Origin of the sequence: Legionella sp. ST3F1 (assembly GCF_048553315.1) — a bacterium.
GTDB classification, from domain to species: Bacteria; Pseudomonadota; Gammaproteobacteria; order Legionellales; family Legionellaceae; genus Tatlockia; species Tatlockia donaldsonii.
In genome coordinates this window covers 34,020-49,804 of sequence record NZ_JBLZIO010000022.1, presented here as the reverse complement: position 1 = coordinate 49,804, position 15,785 = coordinate 34,020, and the positions used below count along the sequence as shown (strand labels likewise).

Genomic DNA, 15,785 nt, shown 5'->3' with positions numbered 1-15,785 from the left:
ATTGCCAGGAAATTGCCTGTTCCACTACCCCTACTTTTTAGCGGGCCAGCAAAACAGGCGAATCACTTGATAAATCAGCTGAGGAATAGTGAGTAAAATAATAGAGATAAGAGAAAATCTTACTGTATGAGTTGCATTGGTTACTGCTAACAATAGGATAGTTGTAGTTTTCATCTCTTTACTCTTCAATGAAGTAAATTATCTAAAAATTATTTTTCATGGCCTTCTAATATACATGTTGATAATATTGTTGGCAACAAGTCGGTGGTAAAAATTTTATTTTTTTGTGAATTAATTTCACATTGATTTTATAAGAGGGTTAATCATGGACGACGATTAATTGGTTGTGGGTTAGCGGGTTCGGGCTTTAGGTTCCCGCGAGCAAGTCGCGGGAGGTTGAGAAGGGTAAACGTTCTTAGGGCTGTTATCTTTTAGGATTACCAAATAACACAGCGATTCTGGTTAATCATCGGGCTTGGTTCTGAAATGGCAAAAGCAGCCTGGAATTGCGGCATATTGGCTAAAGTTCCATTGACGCGGTAAATCATAGGTGGATGTGGATCGGTAGTCACCATATTGCGGAGTTGTTGAGGACGTACATTAGAAGCCCAAACATGCGCTGTGCCTAAAAAGAATTGTTGATCGGGCGTAAATCCATTGATGGTTTTAGCATTTTTATAGGCTTTGGAAGCATGGAAGGCGTGATAGGCCAGAGTGAGCCCGCCGAGATCAGCAGTCGCTTCGCCCATTACCAGTTTACCTTTCACTGGCAAATCGCCATCTACCTTATATTGGGAAAATTGCTTCTTAATACAATTGGTTGCATTTTGGAATTTCTTTAAATCCTCCGCTGTCCACCAATTTTTCAAATTACCATGACCATCAAATTGAGCACCTTGATCATCAAAACCGTGGGTTATCTCATGACCAATGACAAAGCCAATTGCACCATAATTGACAGCAGCTGGCGCTTTGGGATCAAAGAAAGGTGGCTGCAAAATACCAGCTGGGATATTGATATTATTCATAGAGGGATCATAGTAAGCATTGATCGTTTGTGGTGTCATATTCCATTCACTTCTATCAATCGGCTTACCAATTTTGTTGAGATCGCGCTTGATCAAAAACTCATTAGCACGACTTACATTGAGCACATAGGGGCCACGGTCAATCTTCAAGGTGGAGTAATCCCACCATTTACTCGGGTAACCAACACGCTCTTCAATCAGGGCTAATTTTTGCAGGGCTGCCTTCCGTGTAGCAGGGGTCATCCAGCTTAGGGTGGTTAGATCGTTATGCAAAGCCTGGCGGATATTATGTAAAATTTCCAATACCTCCTTTTTGGAGTCAGGCGAGAAATATTTTTCTACATACAATTTACCAATAGCGAATCCTAATGCCTCATTTTCTGTATGAACTACTCGTCGCCAACGCGGCAGTAATTTTTCTGTCCCCGTTAAAGCAGAAACCATACGGAAATTTTGCTCAACGAAGGGTTGCGATAAGTAAGCGGCGAAAGCATCGATTAAATGCCAACGCAAATAGATTTTCCAATCTTCGAGAGAAACACTTGGTAATAGTTCATTCACTTTAGTAAAAAATTCAGGCATTGCTAAATTAATTCGTTTTATTTCTGGTTGACCGATGGCGTTAAAATACCGTGGCCATGAAAAATTAGGGGTAATTTTATCGAGTTGTTTTATATCCATCATATGATAGATAGCATGAGGATCACGTTGTGCCGTTTGGGACATCGATGCTTTGGCCAAGGTTGTTTCAATAGTCATGATGGTCTTGGCTGCGGTAGCGGCTTGTGCGGGAGTATCGCCTAATAATTCAAACATTTTAGCGATGTGCTGCACATAGGCACTGCGAATTTGCTGAAATTTTTTATCGTCTTTTAAATAGTAATCGCGAGTAGGTAAGCCCAAGCCGCCTTGCATGGCAGCACCAATCATTTCGTTACTATTTTTGAAGTCTTGCATACTGCCAAAACCAAACAGGGCATTGACTCCAATCAGTTGCAGATGAGTAATTACCGTTTGCAAATCAGCCAAATTTTTTATGGAATCAATACGCGCAAATTCGGGGTTTAACGGTGTGGCTCCCAGTTTATTAATACGGTCCTCATTCATACCACTGAAGTAAAAATCACCAACTTTTTGTTCGATACTGCCAGGTTTTGCTTGTTTGTCATTTGCTGCCTGGATCAGCATTTGATGAATCGTTTTTTGATTTTTCTCTTGTAGAATATAAAAAGTACCCCAACTGGCATATTCAGGAGGGATAGGATTTTGTTTTTGCCAGGTGCCGTTTGCATAGCTAAAGAAATCTTGATGAGGCGCAATACTCGTATCAAGCCAGTTTAAATGGAGTGCTTCGGCACCCTCATTTGTGGTAGCAACTGGTTCTGCAGCGAAACTGGGTAAGCAGAACATCAGGGTGAAAATTCCATGCATTAATCGCATAAAAGAACTCCTTTAGAGTAGTTTTGTCAAAATCTCTATAATACAGTAATTAGAAGTATATCTATTCATTTTAGTATCATAGTAGTAAGGGGCAACGCCCTACTTGTCAATTCTATCTTTGCTATACTGATAAGGCGAATATCAGATTGTAGGGATACTTAGTTTATTATAAAGAGCGTCAAGGGAAAAACATGGATAAATTCCGCCTCTTTGTTTTCTTATTAGCCTTACCTTTTCTTTTTATCTCTCTTGCGAATGCTGATGATAGTGAGCAACGAGTCTGTACCTGGGCTGAGCAAATACTTATGAAAACCTTGTCAGCCAGTTATGCGGACACTCCCGAGGATATTGCGTCAGTTCAGCAATATTACATGCCTTCAGCCTGGTGGCCGATGAAGGAGTTTTTTTCCGATAAACGGGATTTAATCAATAACCAAAGACTGATTTTGCATCCGCAATTGCAAACAGCTGCTACAGTGATATCGCAGGGTTATTGCGGTGGTGTGCTATGCTGGCGAGTCAATCTTGCTTTTTATATCCCTGAGTTACATCAGGATATTAAGTTTTCTTTATTGATTCTGCCTACCTCTAAAGCTAATGCGCCATTTATTGTTCAAAGTTTGGACATGATTCTGAATTATTATTAACTGGCTTTATTGGGAAGGTTGACTAAGGGGGCGTTAGCATCTTCGCGATCGAGGGTAAGGATTTCTTCTAAATAGCGCCGTAAGACAATAGCTTCCGTTGTATACCCTAGGAGCTGTTCTTCGTTATCAAGGACAACCAATTCATTCGTAAAATTTTCTTTATTGGATTCAATATGTTGCGCTAGAGAGTCAGTGGCGTGGACACAACTTGGCTTTTCAATCAGTTTATTGAGGGGTAGTTGGGGATTTGTTGCCGCAGAGGCAAGTAAATGTTGGGCACGAATAAAACCAATAAAACGATTATGCTCGACAACCGCCAGCATTTGATTGTTTGTCCCGAGGAGAGGCAACAATTCACTTATTGAATGGTTAGGGGTTACCCGTAGTGGATTAATAAGCGCTAGATCAGCGAATTTTAAACTTCGCAAGCGGCCGATATCACGTGGGCTGGATAAATCATTCCCACGCACATGGAAGCGCCAGGTTGAGAATGAGTAACCAAACCAGTAACGAGTCAGATAATTGGCAATGACAACGGTAATGGCAGTAGTCACTACTCCAACTTGTAGGCCAGCTGTTTCCAGCGTTAGCAGGACAATAGCGATAGGAGTACCAATAATCGAAGTGGCTACCCCTGCCATACCGGCAATAACGGTTAGATCAAGGGGGGCCTGAGAACCCAGGAAAGGAACAATAAGAAGACCATGGATTAGACAGCCTAGTGCTGCTCCCATAAATAGAGAGGTAGAAAATAGACCACCACGAAATCCTGAACCAACACAGGCGACTGAAGCAGCTATTTTTGCCAGTAAAAGAGCCAAGGTTGGGCCAATCAAATCGTAGCCATCAAGAATTTGTCCAATACTATGATGACCAGGACCCATGACTTGGGGGATAAGTAGAGAAATGGATGCTAAGATGAGGCCGCCAATGACAGGTTTTAAGGCTGCGGGGATCCCAACCAACTGAAGTAAATTTTCGAACGCAGTAGTTCCACGCATGACCGCGATACCCACAATAGCAGCAGAAACACCCACCACTAAAGCCAGCGGAAAATGCCAGAGTGCTGGTATACCTAAATGAGAGGCAAGGAAAATAGGCCGGTAGCCAATCAGCGTATAAATGGCATGGCTACTCATCGCACTGGCCAAGAGGGTTGGTAACAAGGCGCGCATGCCATAACCACCAATAACCAACTCTAGAGCGTAGAAAGCGCCTGCCAGGGGGGCGCCAAAAATAGCAGCAATGCCAGCCCCTGTCCCGCAGGAAACGAGTATTCTTAAATCACTGCGTGGGAGTTTCAAGCGTTGGCCAATAGCACTCAATGTACCTGCACCCAGTTGAGTCATAGCTGCCTCAAAACCCACTGAGCCGCCAATCGTAATGGAGACGGCTGATAATCCAACAAGAATTAAGCTGTCCATAAAGGACATTTTCCCTCCTTCAAGGGCATTAGCTTCTACTGGATCAACAATAGAAAGGCGATTAAAGCGACCTGCAAGAACGAGAAGTAAGCCAAGCAACAAACTACCGGGCAAAATGATGGCCATGAGTCGCCATGGCGCGATGCTTACTGCGTTAAGATTGACATCCGTACCAAACAAAATTGTTTGTATAAAGCCGACGCAAAAGCGGATGCCCGCTACGGTCGTACCAATTGCAGCACCACCCAAGGTAGCAAGTAAAATTATTTTGACATTGGGCACTTCTCGCCCAAGGGCAACTTTGTCAGTTGTAGTCAGTGTTGGTGTTGAAAAAGAAGTCATGGTCGATCAATGGGTGGCTGACAAAAAATATTGTTGAATAATCTGATAGAGAAAATCAATATAAACAAAGAGTAATTTCAAAATTTTCTATCCTTGGCAGGGAGCTCTGTTCGTTGAAATTGAAGTGTGCTTATGGAAAAGTACCTCGCCTGATACTTATTCTTCAACCTTAAGAAGCCGTTTGGGTCATTATGATTTTTTTCCCTGTTAAAAATCTTGTTGACAGCATATCTTTTAATCTGATAGGGTAAAAAAATGAACAGGGGTATTTATATGATGTCAAAAAACCAACAAAATGCACAAGTGATACAGAAGAGCTCGCTCTCTGTAATGAGTGCTTTTGTACCTGCTCATCGCATTTTAAATCTTCACTCTAACCTTCTACTTAGCCTTAGTCGCCTTTCTTAGCGGCCATGCTTTGTTTTGCAACGCTAAGTTAGGCTCTTCAGTACAGCAAAACACAAAACGTCCTTAAAGAACTCAAGGTTAAAGAGAAGAAGGTTATGACAATTCAACAAACCACTCGTTACTATAAAATTAATTATTTTATGCCTGCCTGCAAAGCTGGCTTATCTACCTCTATTTTATTCTCCGCAGTGTTTCTTCTTAGTCTACTCCTTTGCCTTGATTTGGGGCGACTTAGGAATGGCCTATCCAAGATTGGCCTAATACCGAGGGCGCCCATAGAGGCGCCTTTTTTTTATCTTAAGAGGTATAAATAATGGAACAGAAAAAGACTGAGAAAATTATAATTTTTGATACAAGCTTGCGAGATGGTGAACAAGCACCTGGTGCGACCATGACTTTAGCTGAAAAAATCACTATTGCTGAATCATTGGATAATATGGGAGTTGATGTCATCGAAGCGGGGTTTGCTATCGCTTCGCCAGGGGATTTCAATTGCATTGAAACCATTTGTAAACAGGTTAAAAATGCGTCTGTTTGCAGTTTGGCTCGTGCAAAAAAAACGGATATAGAGGCTGCACATGCAGCTCTGAGGACGGCCTTTAACCCTAGAATTCATACCTTTATTTCGACCAGTGCGATTCACATGCAGCATCAGTTAAAGATGACACAAGAAGAGGTGCTGCAAGCAATTTATGAGTCTGTCTATTATGCCAGAAGGCTGTGTGCCAACGTTGAGTGGTCTGCGATGGATGCTACCCGCAGTGAGATTGATTTTCTAGCGCGCGCTGTGGAGACGGCAATTAGTGCTGGAGCCACCACGATTAATATTCCTGATACAGTAGGATATACCATTCCAAGTGAATATGCGGCACTGATCCGAACAATAAGGGAAAAGGTTCCGACTAGCGATAAAGCGATTATTTCGGTTCATTGTCATAACGATCTTGGTTTGGCAGTTGCTAATTCATTGGCAGCAATTTCAGCAGGTGCCAGGCAAATAGAATGTACTGTAAATGGTATCGGTGAACGTGCTGGTAATGCGGCCTTGGAAGAGATTGTGATGGCTATCAAAACTCGTCGTGATCAATTCAATTACATGACTCAGGTTGATCCCAAGCATATTGCTGCAGTATCGAAATTGGTTTCTGCTGCAACGGGTTTTCCAATACAAAAAAATAAAGCAATTGTCGGAGCCAATGCTTTCGCTCATGAGTCTGGAATCCATCAGGATGGGATGTTGAAAGCCCGTGAAACCTATGAAATTATCAGCCCTGAATCAGTTGGTTTTGGCGAATCAGAACTGGTATTAGGCAAACACTCAGGTCGTGCAGCCTTACGGGATAAATTAAAGGCTTTGGGTATTGAATTAGACGAGACTCATTTTTCTCGTGTATTTAACTGCTTTAAGCGTTTGGGTGATGCCAAGAAACAGATCTGTGATGAAGATATTATTGCTTTAGTTAGTGACAAAGAATCCCAGATCATCGCTTTAAATGAAGCTAAACTGCAAGTTATTTGGTTGAACGGAGAGTTTGTGCCTTGGGATGAGGCTAAAACCCATGTTTTAACGCATGGTCTTCACTATGCAAGTTCTGTCTTCGAAGGGGAGCGGGCTTATGAAGGCAACGTGTTTAAATTAACTGAACATAATAAGCGTCTGCATGAGTCAGCTAATATTTTAGGATTCAAAATTCCTTATTCGGTCAGCGAATTGAATACGGTTACCCGTGAATTACTCAAAAGAAATCAATTAAAGAATGCTTACATAAGGCCAGTTGCCTGGTGTGGAACTGAAACTTTAAGTGTTGCTTCACAAACTTGTTCAGTGCAAGTGGCTATTGCTGCCTGGGAGTGGCGTTCTTATTTTGCAGCCGACGATTTATTTAACAAAGGGTTAAAGCTGATGTGGGCGGATTGGGTAAGGCCATCACCCTCGATGGCACCAGTCAAAGCAAAGGCTGCTGGATTATATATGATTGGTTCTTTGAGTAAAAACAAGGCTGAGCGCGCAGGTTTTCATGATGCATTGATGTTGGATTATCGTGGCTATGTTGCTGAATGCACTGGGGCTAATTTTTTCATGGTGAAAGATGGGGTTATTTACACGCCGATCGCTGATTGTTTTTTGAATGGTATTACTCGTCAAACCATCATAAAACTGGCTCGAAAACATCATATTCCCGTTATTGAACGCCATATTTATCCGCATGAAATTGCGCAGGCGGATGAAATCTTTATTACAGGTAGTGCTGTTGAAGTAGCGCCTGTGGGGCAAATCGGTAATCACCGCTTTGCCATAGGAAATATTAGTAAAACGATCGCGGCAGCATATAGCCAATTAGTGAGGGGGCATGAGTATGAAAACATTGTACGACAAGATTCTGGCGCAGCATAAGGTCTGTGATATGACAGATGGTACCTCGCTTGTTTATATCGATAAGCATTTAATTCATGAGGTAACAAGTCCACAAGCTTTTGAGGGGATAGAGCTGGCTGGCAGGAAAATTCGTCGTCCGGATAGTATTTTAGCGGTCAGTGATCATAATGTACCTACAAGTAATCGACGTTTAGGTATTGCCGATCCAGAGTCACGAATACAAGTAGCTACCTTGCAGGCGAATTGTTTCAAACACCGTATTCCTTACATTGAACTTTTGGATAAAAGGCAGGGAATTGTTCATATTGTTGGGCCAGAACAGGGATTTACTTTGCCAGGTACAACCCTTGTTTGTGGTGATAGCCATACGGCAACCCATGGTGCTTTTGGTGCCTTGGCGTTTGGTATTGGTACCAGTGAAGTAGAGCATGTTTTTGCTACCCAAACACTTCGACTGAAAAAGGCAAAGAATTTTTGTATTGCCATAGAGGGTAATTTGCCCGCTGGGGTTACTGCAAAAGATCTCATTTTAACGATCATTGCTAAAATTGGTACAGCAGGTGCGACAGGATATGTGATTGAGTACACAGGAAACGTCATTAAATCACTATCCATGGAAGCCAGAATGACACTATGTAATATGTCTATTGAGGCAGGTGCACGGGCGGGTTTAATAGCACCCGATGAAGTCACTTTTGCGTATTTGCAAGGAAAACCCTATGCACCGAAGGGAGAACTGTGGGATAAAGCGGTCAGCTATTGGAAATCCCTCTACTCCGATCCAGGTGCTCATTATGATAAGCAAATGAAGATACAGGCCGATGAACTTGCTCCCTATGTTACCTGGGGAACAAGTCCTGAAAATGCCTTGCCCATTGATGCTTTAGTACCTGATCCGGCGGCTGAAAACGATCCGGTTCGTCAACAGAGCATGTTACGGTCTTTGCACTATATGGGTTTGCAACCAGGTATGCGATTGCAAGATATTCCCATCGATAAAGTATTCATTGGTTCTTGTACGAATGCCCGCATTGAAGATTTACGTGAAGCGGCCAAAATCCTGGAAGGACGTCAAATAGCCTCCCGTATTTCGGCAATGGTGGTCCCCGGTTCTGGGTTGGTCAAGGCTCAAGCAGAAGCGGAAGGGTTGGATAAAATTTTTATTGCCAGTGGTTTTGACTGGCGAGAACCGGGTTGTTCAATGTGTCTGGCGATGAATGCAGATAAATTAAATCCGGGCGAGCGCTGTGCTTCGACGTCAAATCGCAATTTTGAAGGACGGCAGGGGCGCGGAGGGCGCAGTCATTTGATGAGTCCGGCAATGGCTGCAGCTGCAGCCATTACAGGCTATTTAACGGATGTCCGAACACTGAATAATGAGAGGTAAACATGCGGGCTTTTAAAAAAATTACTAGTATTGCGGTTCATTTGCCAATTGCTAATATTGATACCGATATGATCATCCCTAAGCAATATCTTAAAACGATAAAAAGAACCGGATTGGGTAAATGTCTCTTTGCAGAATTACGGTACGATGAAGCGAATCAATTAAAGGCAGATTTTGTTTTGAATAAACCTGCGTATCGAAATGCTGGTATTTTATTGACAGAAAAAAATTTTGGCTGCGGTTCAAGTCGTGAACATGCTGTGTGGTCGCTGCTGGATTTTGGGATTCAAGTGATTATCGCACCCAGTTTTGCTGATATTTTTTATGATAATTGTTTTAAAAATGGCTTATTGCCAATTCAATTATCGTCGGAAGCGATTCATTCTTTGGCAAATAAAAAGGATGAATTGATGACTGTTGATTTGGAAAGCCAATGGATACAAGTTGGTTCGCTACAAATCTTATTTTCTATCGACGCCTATCGACGCGATCAAATTTTACAAGGTCTCGATGACATTGCTCGAACCTTGGTCTACGAGCAACAAATTACCGCTTTCGAACAAAACCAGAGAAGAGGACAGCCCTGGTTATACGCTGGAGAGAGAAATGACTAAAACGATTTTGATTTTACCTGGTGATGGAATTGGACCTGAAGTAACAGCCGAGGCAAGCAAAATTTTCGCTTGGTTTAATCAACATACGGGACATCGCTTTGAGTTAATGCATGATTTAATTGGTGGGGCGGCCATTGAGCGAAGCGGCATCCCTCTGCAAGAAAATACAATTGCTTTGGCAAAGCAGGTCGATTCCGTCTTGTTAGGGGCTGTAGGTGGGCCACAATGGGATGCTGTAGAGGAAGCGAGCAGGCCTGAAAAAGGCTTACTGAAAATTCGCCAGGAATTAGGCTTGTTTGCCAATCTGCGTCCGGCAACTTGTTTCACCGCATTGGCAGATGCTTCGCCGCTAAAGCCTGGGTTAATAACCGATTTGGATTTAATGATCGTGCGCGAATTAACTGGCGATGTTTATTTCGGACAACCGCGCGGTATTACTAGAAAGGGAGAAGAGCAGGTTGCTTTCAACACGATGTGTTATTCCACGACAGAAATTGCCCGCATTGCCAGAGTCGCCTTTGATTTGGCAAGGCAGCGCGATAAAAAAGTTTGTTCGGTGGATAAAGCAAATGTTTTGGAAACTTCTGCTTTGTGGCGTACAACGGTTCAGTCGATTCGTGACCAGGAATACCCGGATGTTCTTTTGTCGCATATGTATGTTGATAATGCTGCCATGCAATTGATCCGTAATCCTAATCAATTTGATGTCCTATTAACTGCTAATTTGTTTGGCGATATTTTATCGGACGAAGCATCCATGTTAACGGGGTCTCTCGGGATGTTGCCATCAGCTTCATTGGGGAATAAACACTCTCTTTATGAACCTATTCACGGCAGTGCACCCGATATCGCAGGGCGAAGTATCGCTAATCCTCTAGGAACGATGCTGAGTGTTGCCATGATGTTTCACTATTCCTTCCAGCTAAAAAAAGAAGCTGAAATGATTCGCATGGCAATCACAGAAGTACTGGATGAAGGATACCGTACCGCTGATATGATGACGCCAGGGGGCATATTACTATCCACGGCAGAGATGGGTGATAAAGTGATCGCAAAACTGGGGAACGGGGCTCGGGGCTAAAACCATTGCCCCGCCCTGTTCAGGATGAGGCATTTAAACTAATGCTGGTCAAAATAATCAGAGGGTACACCATAAATAGAACAGGCTAGTGTTTTTTGTGATTTTTTCTCCCACTCGGGATTATCAAGTACAGCAAGCGCATTTTTGTACCCTGTTTCAATACGGAAGTTAACAGCCGAACGTATAAAATTATAATCTTTAAAGGAATGGGCATAAGGGGTACCATTGTAAATAATGTGCACGACACTGAATCGTTTCTCATGGCCAAGTGCCAGTATCTTTTGTACTTCGGGATCTTTTTTTGCTTCAGGGGTTAATTTGTCACTGAGAAACTGGATAGCTGCCTGTAAATTTTGGCGACTGGTATAAACATTAGTGAGACGGCGTGAATGGCTGGCATAGCGAATATCTTTTTGCCGCTCTTCAAGTTGATCCATGTTTTGTGGCAAGGGTCCCTTTAAAGAGAAACAGTCTACAACAAAGCACAGCGTATCTTGTTCGGGTAGGGCATCCAGTACAGTCACTAAGGGGGTATTAGCATAAATACCTCCATCCCAAAAGTAATCTTCGCCGATTTTAATGGCCGGAAAGCCAGGGGGTAAGGCACCACTCGCCATAACGTGCTCAGGAGTGATGGTGATCATTTGATTATTGAAAAACTCCATTTCACCGGAAGTAATATTCACTGCACCAAGACATAAGGTTACTTTTTTGTCGTTGATACGATTAAAATCAATCAGATTTTCCAAGGTATGGCGGAGTTCGCCTGTATCATAAAAGCTCAATTGGTCAGGCGTATCCTGGGTAAACGCTGAGGGTGGAATAAGCCGTGGTTTAAAAAAACCATCCAGACCAAAAAACAAAGAACGCAAAGCTCCAAAACGATTATGTAAATGGTGGGTTATCTCAAAGGTATCAAAATCGATGAACTGATCGCTCCACAGTTTCGGGGTGACCAGATCCCAAAATTCCATCAGTTTTTCGATTTGTTTTTCACGTGGATTACCGGCAATGATGGCACTATTAATGGCGCCAATGGATACACCAGCCAGAAAATTAGGGGTATACCCGCGTTCATGGATGGCTCGAAAGGCGCCTACCTGATAAGCCCCTAGGGCACCCCCTCCTTGAAATACACAGGCAATACGTTCATAAGTTTGTTTTGCGGTAGTTGTTTTTTCTGGTTTGTTGATTAGGCCAAGTGCGCGTTTGTGAGGTTTCCGAGATGTCTTAGTTCGGGCTTCTTTTGCCGCCATGAGTATGCTCCAAAAATCCCTGTATTAAAGAAGTATATACCCGCTAATAATAATTTTGTAATTGCAAGCTGAAAAACTGGTTAAAAGAGGACAATGTGATTAGTTATCATCGCTTGCATAAGCGATTGCAAGGGTAAGCCTCGAATAGTGCTGTCACTACCTTGCACATTCTTAAAGAGCCATTTTCCTCTTCCTTCGTAATGATAGGCACCACAACTTTGATAGGGTTGTTCTAATCTTAAATAGGATTCGATAGTTTGATTGTTGAGTTCCCGCATAGTCAGGGTTGCGGTTTCATAACCTTGCCAAACAATCTCACCTGCCTTAACAAGACAACAGGCAGAAATTTGTCGATGAGCCTTCCCACTCAGTAAACGAAGGTGCGTGATTGCCGTAGGATGATTTATTGGTTTATCAAGACATTGTTCACCGATTAAGCAGAGTTGATCGGCACCAATAACAAAATAGTCCGGATAACGCTGGCTAATTTCCATTGCTTTACTACGGGCAAGCAGAGCGGCCAACTCAAGCTTGGAGCCTGTAAAGGCTCTTTTGAGGCTCTCTTCATCACAGTTGGCGGGAATGACCTCAAATTGCAAGCCTAGTGCTCTTAGTAGTTGTATCCGACTTTGCGAGGCAGATGCTAATATAATCGGTTGCTGATTGATAAAATCAGACATAAATAGCAACCGAAGCCATCAATAAAAAGCCAATAATGACAAAGCTGAAATCACGCAGATTACAGCAGCGCTCAACCATGACGCAACGCTCCAGGCCATGCAGGGTACCGAGGTAGAGAAAGGTTCCAGCTGAGGCAGCAATGAGGATTGGATCAAACAGGGAGTTTGTTTCTACCCCATGGCCAAAATACCAGCCAAAGAAAATACCGAGAGGAGTCATAAGACTAAAGCTGATGAAAAATGCGAGACTTTGTGCTCTGCTTAATGAGCTTTTAGTCAATTGAACCGCGATTGCAAAACTCTCAGCCCATTTATGAGTGATGATTGCCAGAAACAGCATGATGATCATGGAATTGCTTTCATTCAACCCCAAGGCTGCACCAAGCATGATAGAGTGAACGGAAAGCATGCCCCAAGCCATGATAGCGAAGGCCGGATGGCTTGCATCATGATGGTGATACAATTCTTTGCCTAAATGCTCAAACCATAAAAAAATCAGGAACACTGCACCCGTGATAATGTAAGCAAAGGGATAATGATAACCCATCTCATGAAACAAACTGCTTGATTCAGGGAGCATATGTAAGAGGCCTGCGCCAAGGAAAACGCCTGTTGCCAGAGTTTCACCAATTGGAAAATCAACGTGATGTTCTTCATCTTTACCTTGTTTTCGCTTTTTAAAGGGGTACCAGCCTGCAAGTAAGATGACTATAAAAATAGCTAAAGCAAAGATTATTTTTAAAGTGGCCACAGCCATAATGTTTTATCCTCTATGAAAGCTGAACGACGTTAATAGGTTTTTGATCAAGGAAGTGAATAATATTTTCACAAACTATATTTAGCAAGCGTTTTCTTGCAGCCACACTGGCCCAGGCAATATGAGGCGTGATAATACAGTTTTTTATACCGAGTAAAGGATTATCCGTTGCAGGCGGTTCCTGACTCAGGACATCAAGGTAGGCTGCTGCAATACCTTTTTGTTTTAAGGATTCAGCTAAGGCCGCTTCGTCGATTAATCCTCCACGTCCTGTGTTAATCAGGATACTGTTTTTCTTCATTAGCGGAAGGGTATTGCGATTGATAATGTGTTGGGTCGCTTCTGTTAGAGGGCAGTGTAGGCTTAAGACATCGCTTTGTTCCAGGAGTGTGGTAAAGGAAACCGAGGTTACCAGATTGTCGCTAAAAGGTTTTGGTTTATGAGCAATGACCTTCATTCCCAGGACCTGCGCGATAGCAGCTACTTTTTGTGCCACTTTACCGTAACCCAGCAAACCTAAAGTCATGCCCGCCAATTCCGTAATTGGATTAAGCCAATAGGCAAAAAAAGGTTGTTTTTGCCAATCTCCCTGTTGGATGGAGTGATTGTGGGCTTCAACCTGATTGGTATGCGTTAATAGTAAGGCAATCACATGTTGGGCAACACTATTGGTGCTGTAATCAGGAATATTAGTGACGACAATACCTCGTTTTGTTGCGGCTGCGATATCAATATTGTCTACTCCAGTCGCTGTTTCACCAATATAACGAAGCTTAGGTAATTGTGAAAAGTGGGAATCATTTAATTTAATCTTATTAGTAATAATAATGTCCGCATCTCTAGCACGTTCGAGTACTTGTTCTGCTGTAGTTTGATCATAAAGATTCACTTCACCGAGTTCATATAAATTATCTAAACCTAAGCCATCATTAATCAGGGGGTTAGTATCAAGGAAGACAATATTAGGCTTTTTCATGAGTGATAACTCCCTGTTGACTTAATACACGTATTTGTTTGATTTCTTGATAAGCTTGCAGATCAGAACTAATACGTCCTTTGAGTGATTCTAATCGAGTACTATTATTCTTACAGATCAAGTCGATGGTCATTTTGCCATCGAGATAATGGATCGTCCAATCTTGCAATTCAGGATACTCTAGCTGCCAGGCCCGCAAGAGTTTTTTTTGTAGTACTTTACGGCTTGGCAGATTAAAGGAAGGACAAGTGATTTCATCATCTTCAGGATCAACATGAACGATAACATCTTTGACCCGCATAAATTGTTTAATCAGGGTTCGATGGACGTGTTGAGCAATATAATGACCTTCCGATACTGAAATATGTGGAGTGACCAAAATATGAACGTCAATCAAGATATCCCCACCCATGAAACGACTGCGTAACTGATGAATTTTTTCTACACCATCAACAGCTTGAATAATTTGCTCTATTTGAGTTAGCAGTTTGGGATCAACGGCAGTATCGACTAATTCCTTGACACTGTTCCAACCATAACTCCAGCCCATTTTAACGATCATGCATCCAACAATAATTGCCGCGATGGCGTCAAGATAGATAAAGCCAGCCAGAGAACCTATTAAACCCAGGGCAACCACGATGGAAGAGGCAGCATCAGAACGGTGATGCCAAGCATTAGCAAGGACCAGAGCTGATTGAATAGAGGTTCCTACATGCCGAGTATAATGAAATAAAATTTCATTGGCGACAATAGATAACAAGGCAATGGGAAGTGCAATCCAACCTGGTTTATCATGATTACCATGAATGATTTCATCCAAAGAATCCCAGGCAATACCGATCCCTGCCAAGATAAGCAGTAAGGCCAGAATAAGGGTAGCTGCCGTTTCAATCCGCTGATGGCCATAGGGGTGGGAATCGTCGGCATCTTGACTGCCATATTTGGAAGCAAAGATCACCATAAAATCGGTGATGAGATCAGCAAAAGAATGCACACCATCAGCGGCCAGGGCATGTGAGTGATAGAGAAAACCACCAATTAGTTTAATAACACCCAATACAGCGTTAGTAAGTGCGCCAATAAGCGTGACTTTTTTCGCCTGCCAGTAACGATCCTGTTGTATCATTCGCTATCCTTCACTAGTTGTAAAGTAATATGGATTTCATCATCCTTGTGTATGCAGTCGATAAGTTTGTGGCCATTAATACGACACCAGCTTGGCAGATCGTGTTGGGCGCCGGGATCGGTTGCAATGATTGTTAATGTATCACCATGGTTCAGTTTTTTCGCCATGTTTTGTGCTTTTATGACGGGCATAGGGCATAACAAGCGACGAGCGTCTAATTCGAAATGGGGCATAACAAT

Annotated in this window: 14 protein-coding genes; 5 read left to right on the top strand and 9 right to left on the bottom strand. The window is 42.6% G+C overall.

From position 1 onward, the window contains the following. Positions 1 to 30 precede the first annotated feature (30 nt). Together ACN4Z1_RS13605 and ACN4Z1_RS13600 are read right to left on the bottom strand one after the other, a co-directional pair. A complete protein-coding gene (locus ACN4Z1_RS13605; RefSeq protein ID WP_181879312.1) occupies positions 31 to 174 on the bottom strand; it encodes a hypothetical protein in 144 nt (47 codons plus the stop codon). 263 nt (positions 175 to 437) lie between these two features. Then, positions 438 to 2,438, bottom strand: a complete 2,001-nt coding sequence (locus ACN4Z1_RS13600) for a M13 family metallopeptidase (protein WP_228363053.1) — start codon at positions 2,436 to 2,438, stop codon at positions 438 to 440. A 221-nt stretch (positions 2,439 to 2,659) separates the two neighbouring features. Here ACN4Z1_RS13600 and ACN4Z1_RS13595 point away from each other — a divergent pair, with 221 nt between their 5' ends. After that, the gene (locus tag ACN4Z1_RS13595; protein ID WP_228362951.1) at positions 2,660 to 3,115 is read left to right on the top strand and encodes a hypothetical protein; all 456 of its coding nucleotides are present in this window, start codon (positions 2,660 to 2,662) and stop codon (positions 3,113 to 3,115) included. Here the strand turns inward: ACN4Z1_RS13595 and ACN4Z1_RS13590 are convergent. After that, positions 3,112 to 4,881 (bottom strand): chloride channel protein, encoded by a 1,770-nt coding sequence (locus ACN4Z1_RS13590; RefSeq protein ID WP_228362950.1) that lies wholly within the window; start codon positions 4,879 to 4,881, stop codon positions 3,112 to 3,114. The genes ACN4Z1_RS13595 and ACN4Z1_RS13590 overlap by 4 nt on opposite strands. Positions 4,882 to 5,602: 721 nt before the next feature. Here ACN4Z1_RS13590 and ACN4Z1_RS13585 point away from each other — a divergent pair. From ACN4Z1_RS13585 to leuB, 4 genes are read left to right on the top strand one after another with little or no spacing between them, the layout of a single operon-like run. After that, the gene (locus ACN4Z1_RS13585) at positions 5,603 to 7,684 is read left to right on the top strand and encodes a 2-isopropylmalate synthase (RefSeq protein ID WP_419386117.1); all 2,082 of its coding nucleotides are present in this window, start codon (positions 5,603 to 5,605) and stop codon (positions 7,682 to 7,684) included. Further along, a complete protein-coding gene (gene leuC / locus ACN4Z1_RS13580; RefSeq protein ID WP_228362948.1) occupies positions 7,647 to 9,053 on the top strand; it encodes a 3-isopropylmalate dehydratase large subunit in 1,407 nt (468 codons plus the stop codon). The genes ACN4Z1_RS13585 and leuC overlap by 38 nt, the downstream gene beginning before the upstream one ends. Before the next feature lie 2 nt (positions 9,054 to 9,055). Further along, entirely contained in the window at positions 9,056 to 9,667 is a 612-nt protein-coding gene (leuD, locus tag ACN4Z1_RS13575; protein ID WP_228362947.1) for a 3-isopropylmalate dehydratase small subunit, read from the top strand. Further along, positions 9,660 to 10,748, top strand: coding sequence for a 3-isopropylmalate dehydrogenase (leuB, locus tag ACN4Z1_RS13570; protein WP_228362946.1), 1,089 nt, complete (start codon positions 9,660 to 9,662; stop codon positions 10,746 to 10,748). Before leuD ends, leuB begins: the two co-directional genes overlap by 8 nt. A gap of 38 nt (positions 10,749 to 10,786) precedes the next feature. Here the strand turns inward: leuB and ACN4Z1_RS13565 are convergent, their stop codons facing one another. The 6 genes from ACN4Z1_RS13565 to ACN4Z1_RS13540 form a co-directional block, all read right to left on the bottom strand. Continuing rightward, a complete protein-coding gene (locus ACN4Z1_RS13565; RefSeq protein ID WP_228362945.1) occupies positions 10,787 to 12,004 on the bottom strand; it encodes a patatin-like phospholipase family protein in 1,218 nt (405 codons plus the stop codon). A gap of 80 nt (positions 12,005 to 12,084) precedes the next feature. Further along, positions 12,085 to 12,684, bottom strand: a complete 600-nt coding sequence (locus ACN4Z1_RS13560; protein ID WP_228362944.1) for a Maf family protein — start codon at positions 12,682 to 12,684, stop codon at positions 12,085 to 12,087. Beyond that, positions 12,677 to 13,441, bottom strand: coding sequence for a ZIP family metal transporter (locus tag ACN4Z1_RS13555; protein WP_255673117.1), 765 nt, complete (start codon positions 13,439 to 13,441; stop codon positions 12,677 to 12,679). The genes ACN4Z1_RS13560 and ACN4Z1_RS13555 overlap by 8 nt, the downstream gene beginning before the upstream one ends. Positions 13,442 to 13,454: 13 nt before the next feature. Continuing rightward, positions 13,455 to 14,417 (bottom strand): D-2-hydroxyacid dehydrogenase, encoded by a 963-nt coding sequence (locus tag ACN4Z1_RS13550; protein ID WP_228362943.1) that lies wholly within the window; start codon positions 14,415 to 14,417, stop codon positions 13,455 to 13,457. After that, a complete protein-coding gene (locus ACN4Z1_RS13545) occupies positions 14,404 to 15,546 on the bottom strand; it encodes a cation diffusion facilitator family transporter (protein ID WP_228362942.1) in 1,143 nt (380 codons plus the stop codon). Before ACN4Z1_RS13545 ends, ACN4Z1_RS13550 begins: the two co-directional genes overlap by 14 nt. After that, the gene (locus tag ACN4Z1_RS13540) at positions 15,543 to 15,779 is read right to left on the bottom strand and encodes a sulfurtransferase TusA family protein (RefSeq protein ID WP_228362941.1); all 237 of its coding nucleotides are present in this window, start codon (positions 15,777 to 15,779) and stop codon (positions 15,543 to 15,545) included. Before ACN4Z1_RS13540 ends, ACN4Z1_RS13545 begins: the two co-directional genes overlap by 4 nt. Positions 15,780 to 15,785 lie beyond the last annotated feature (6 nt).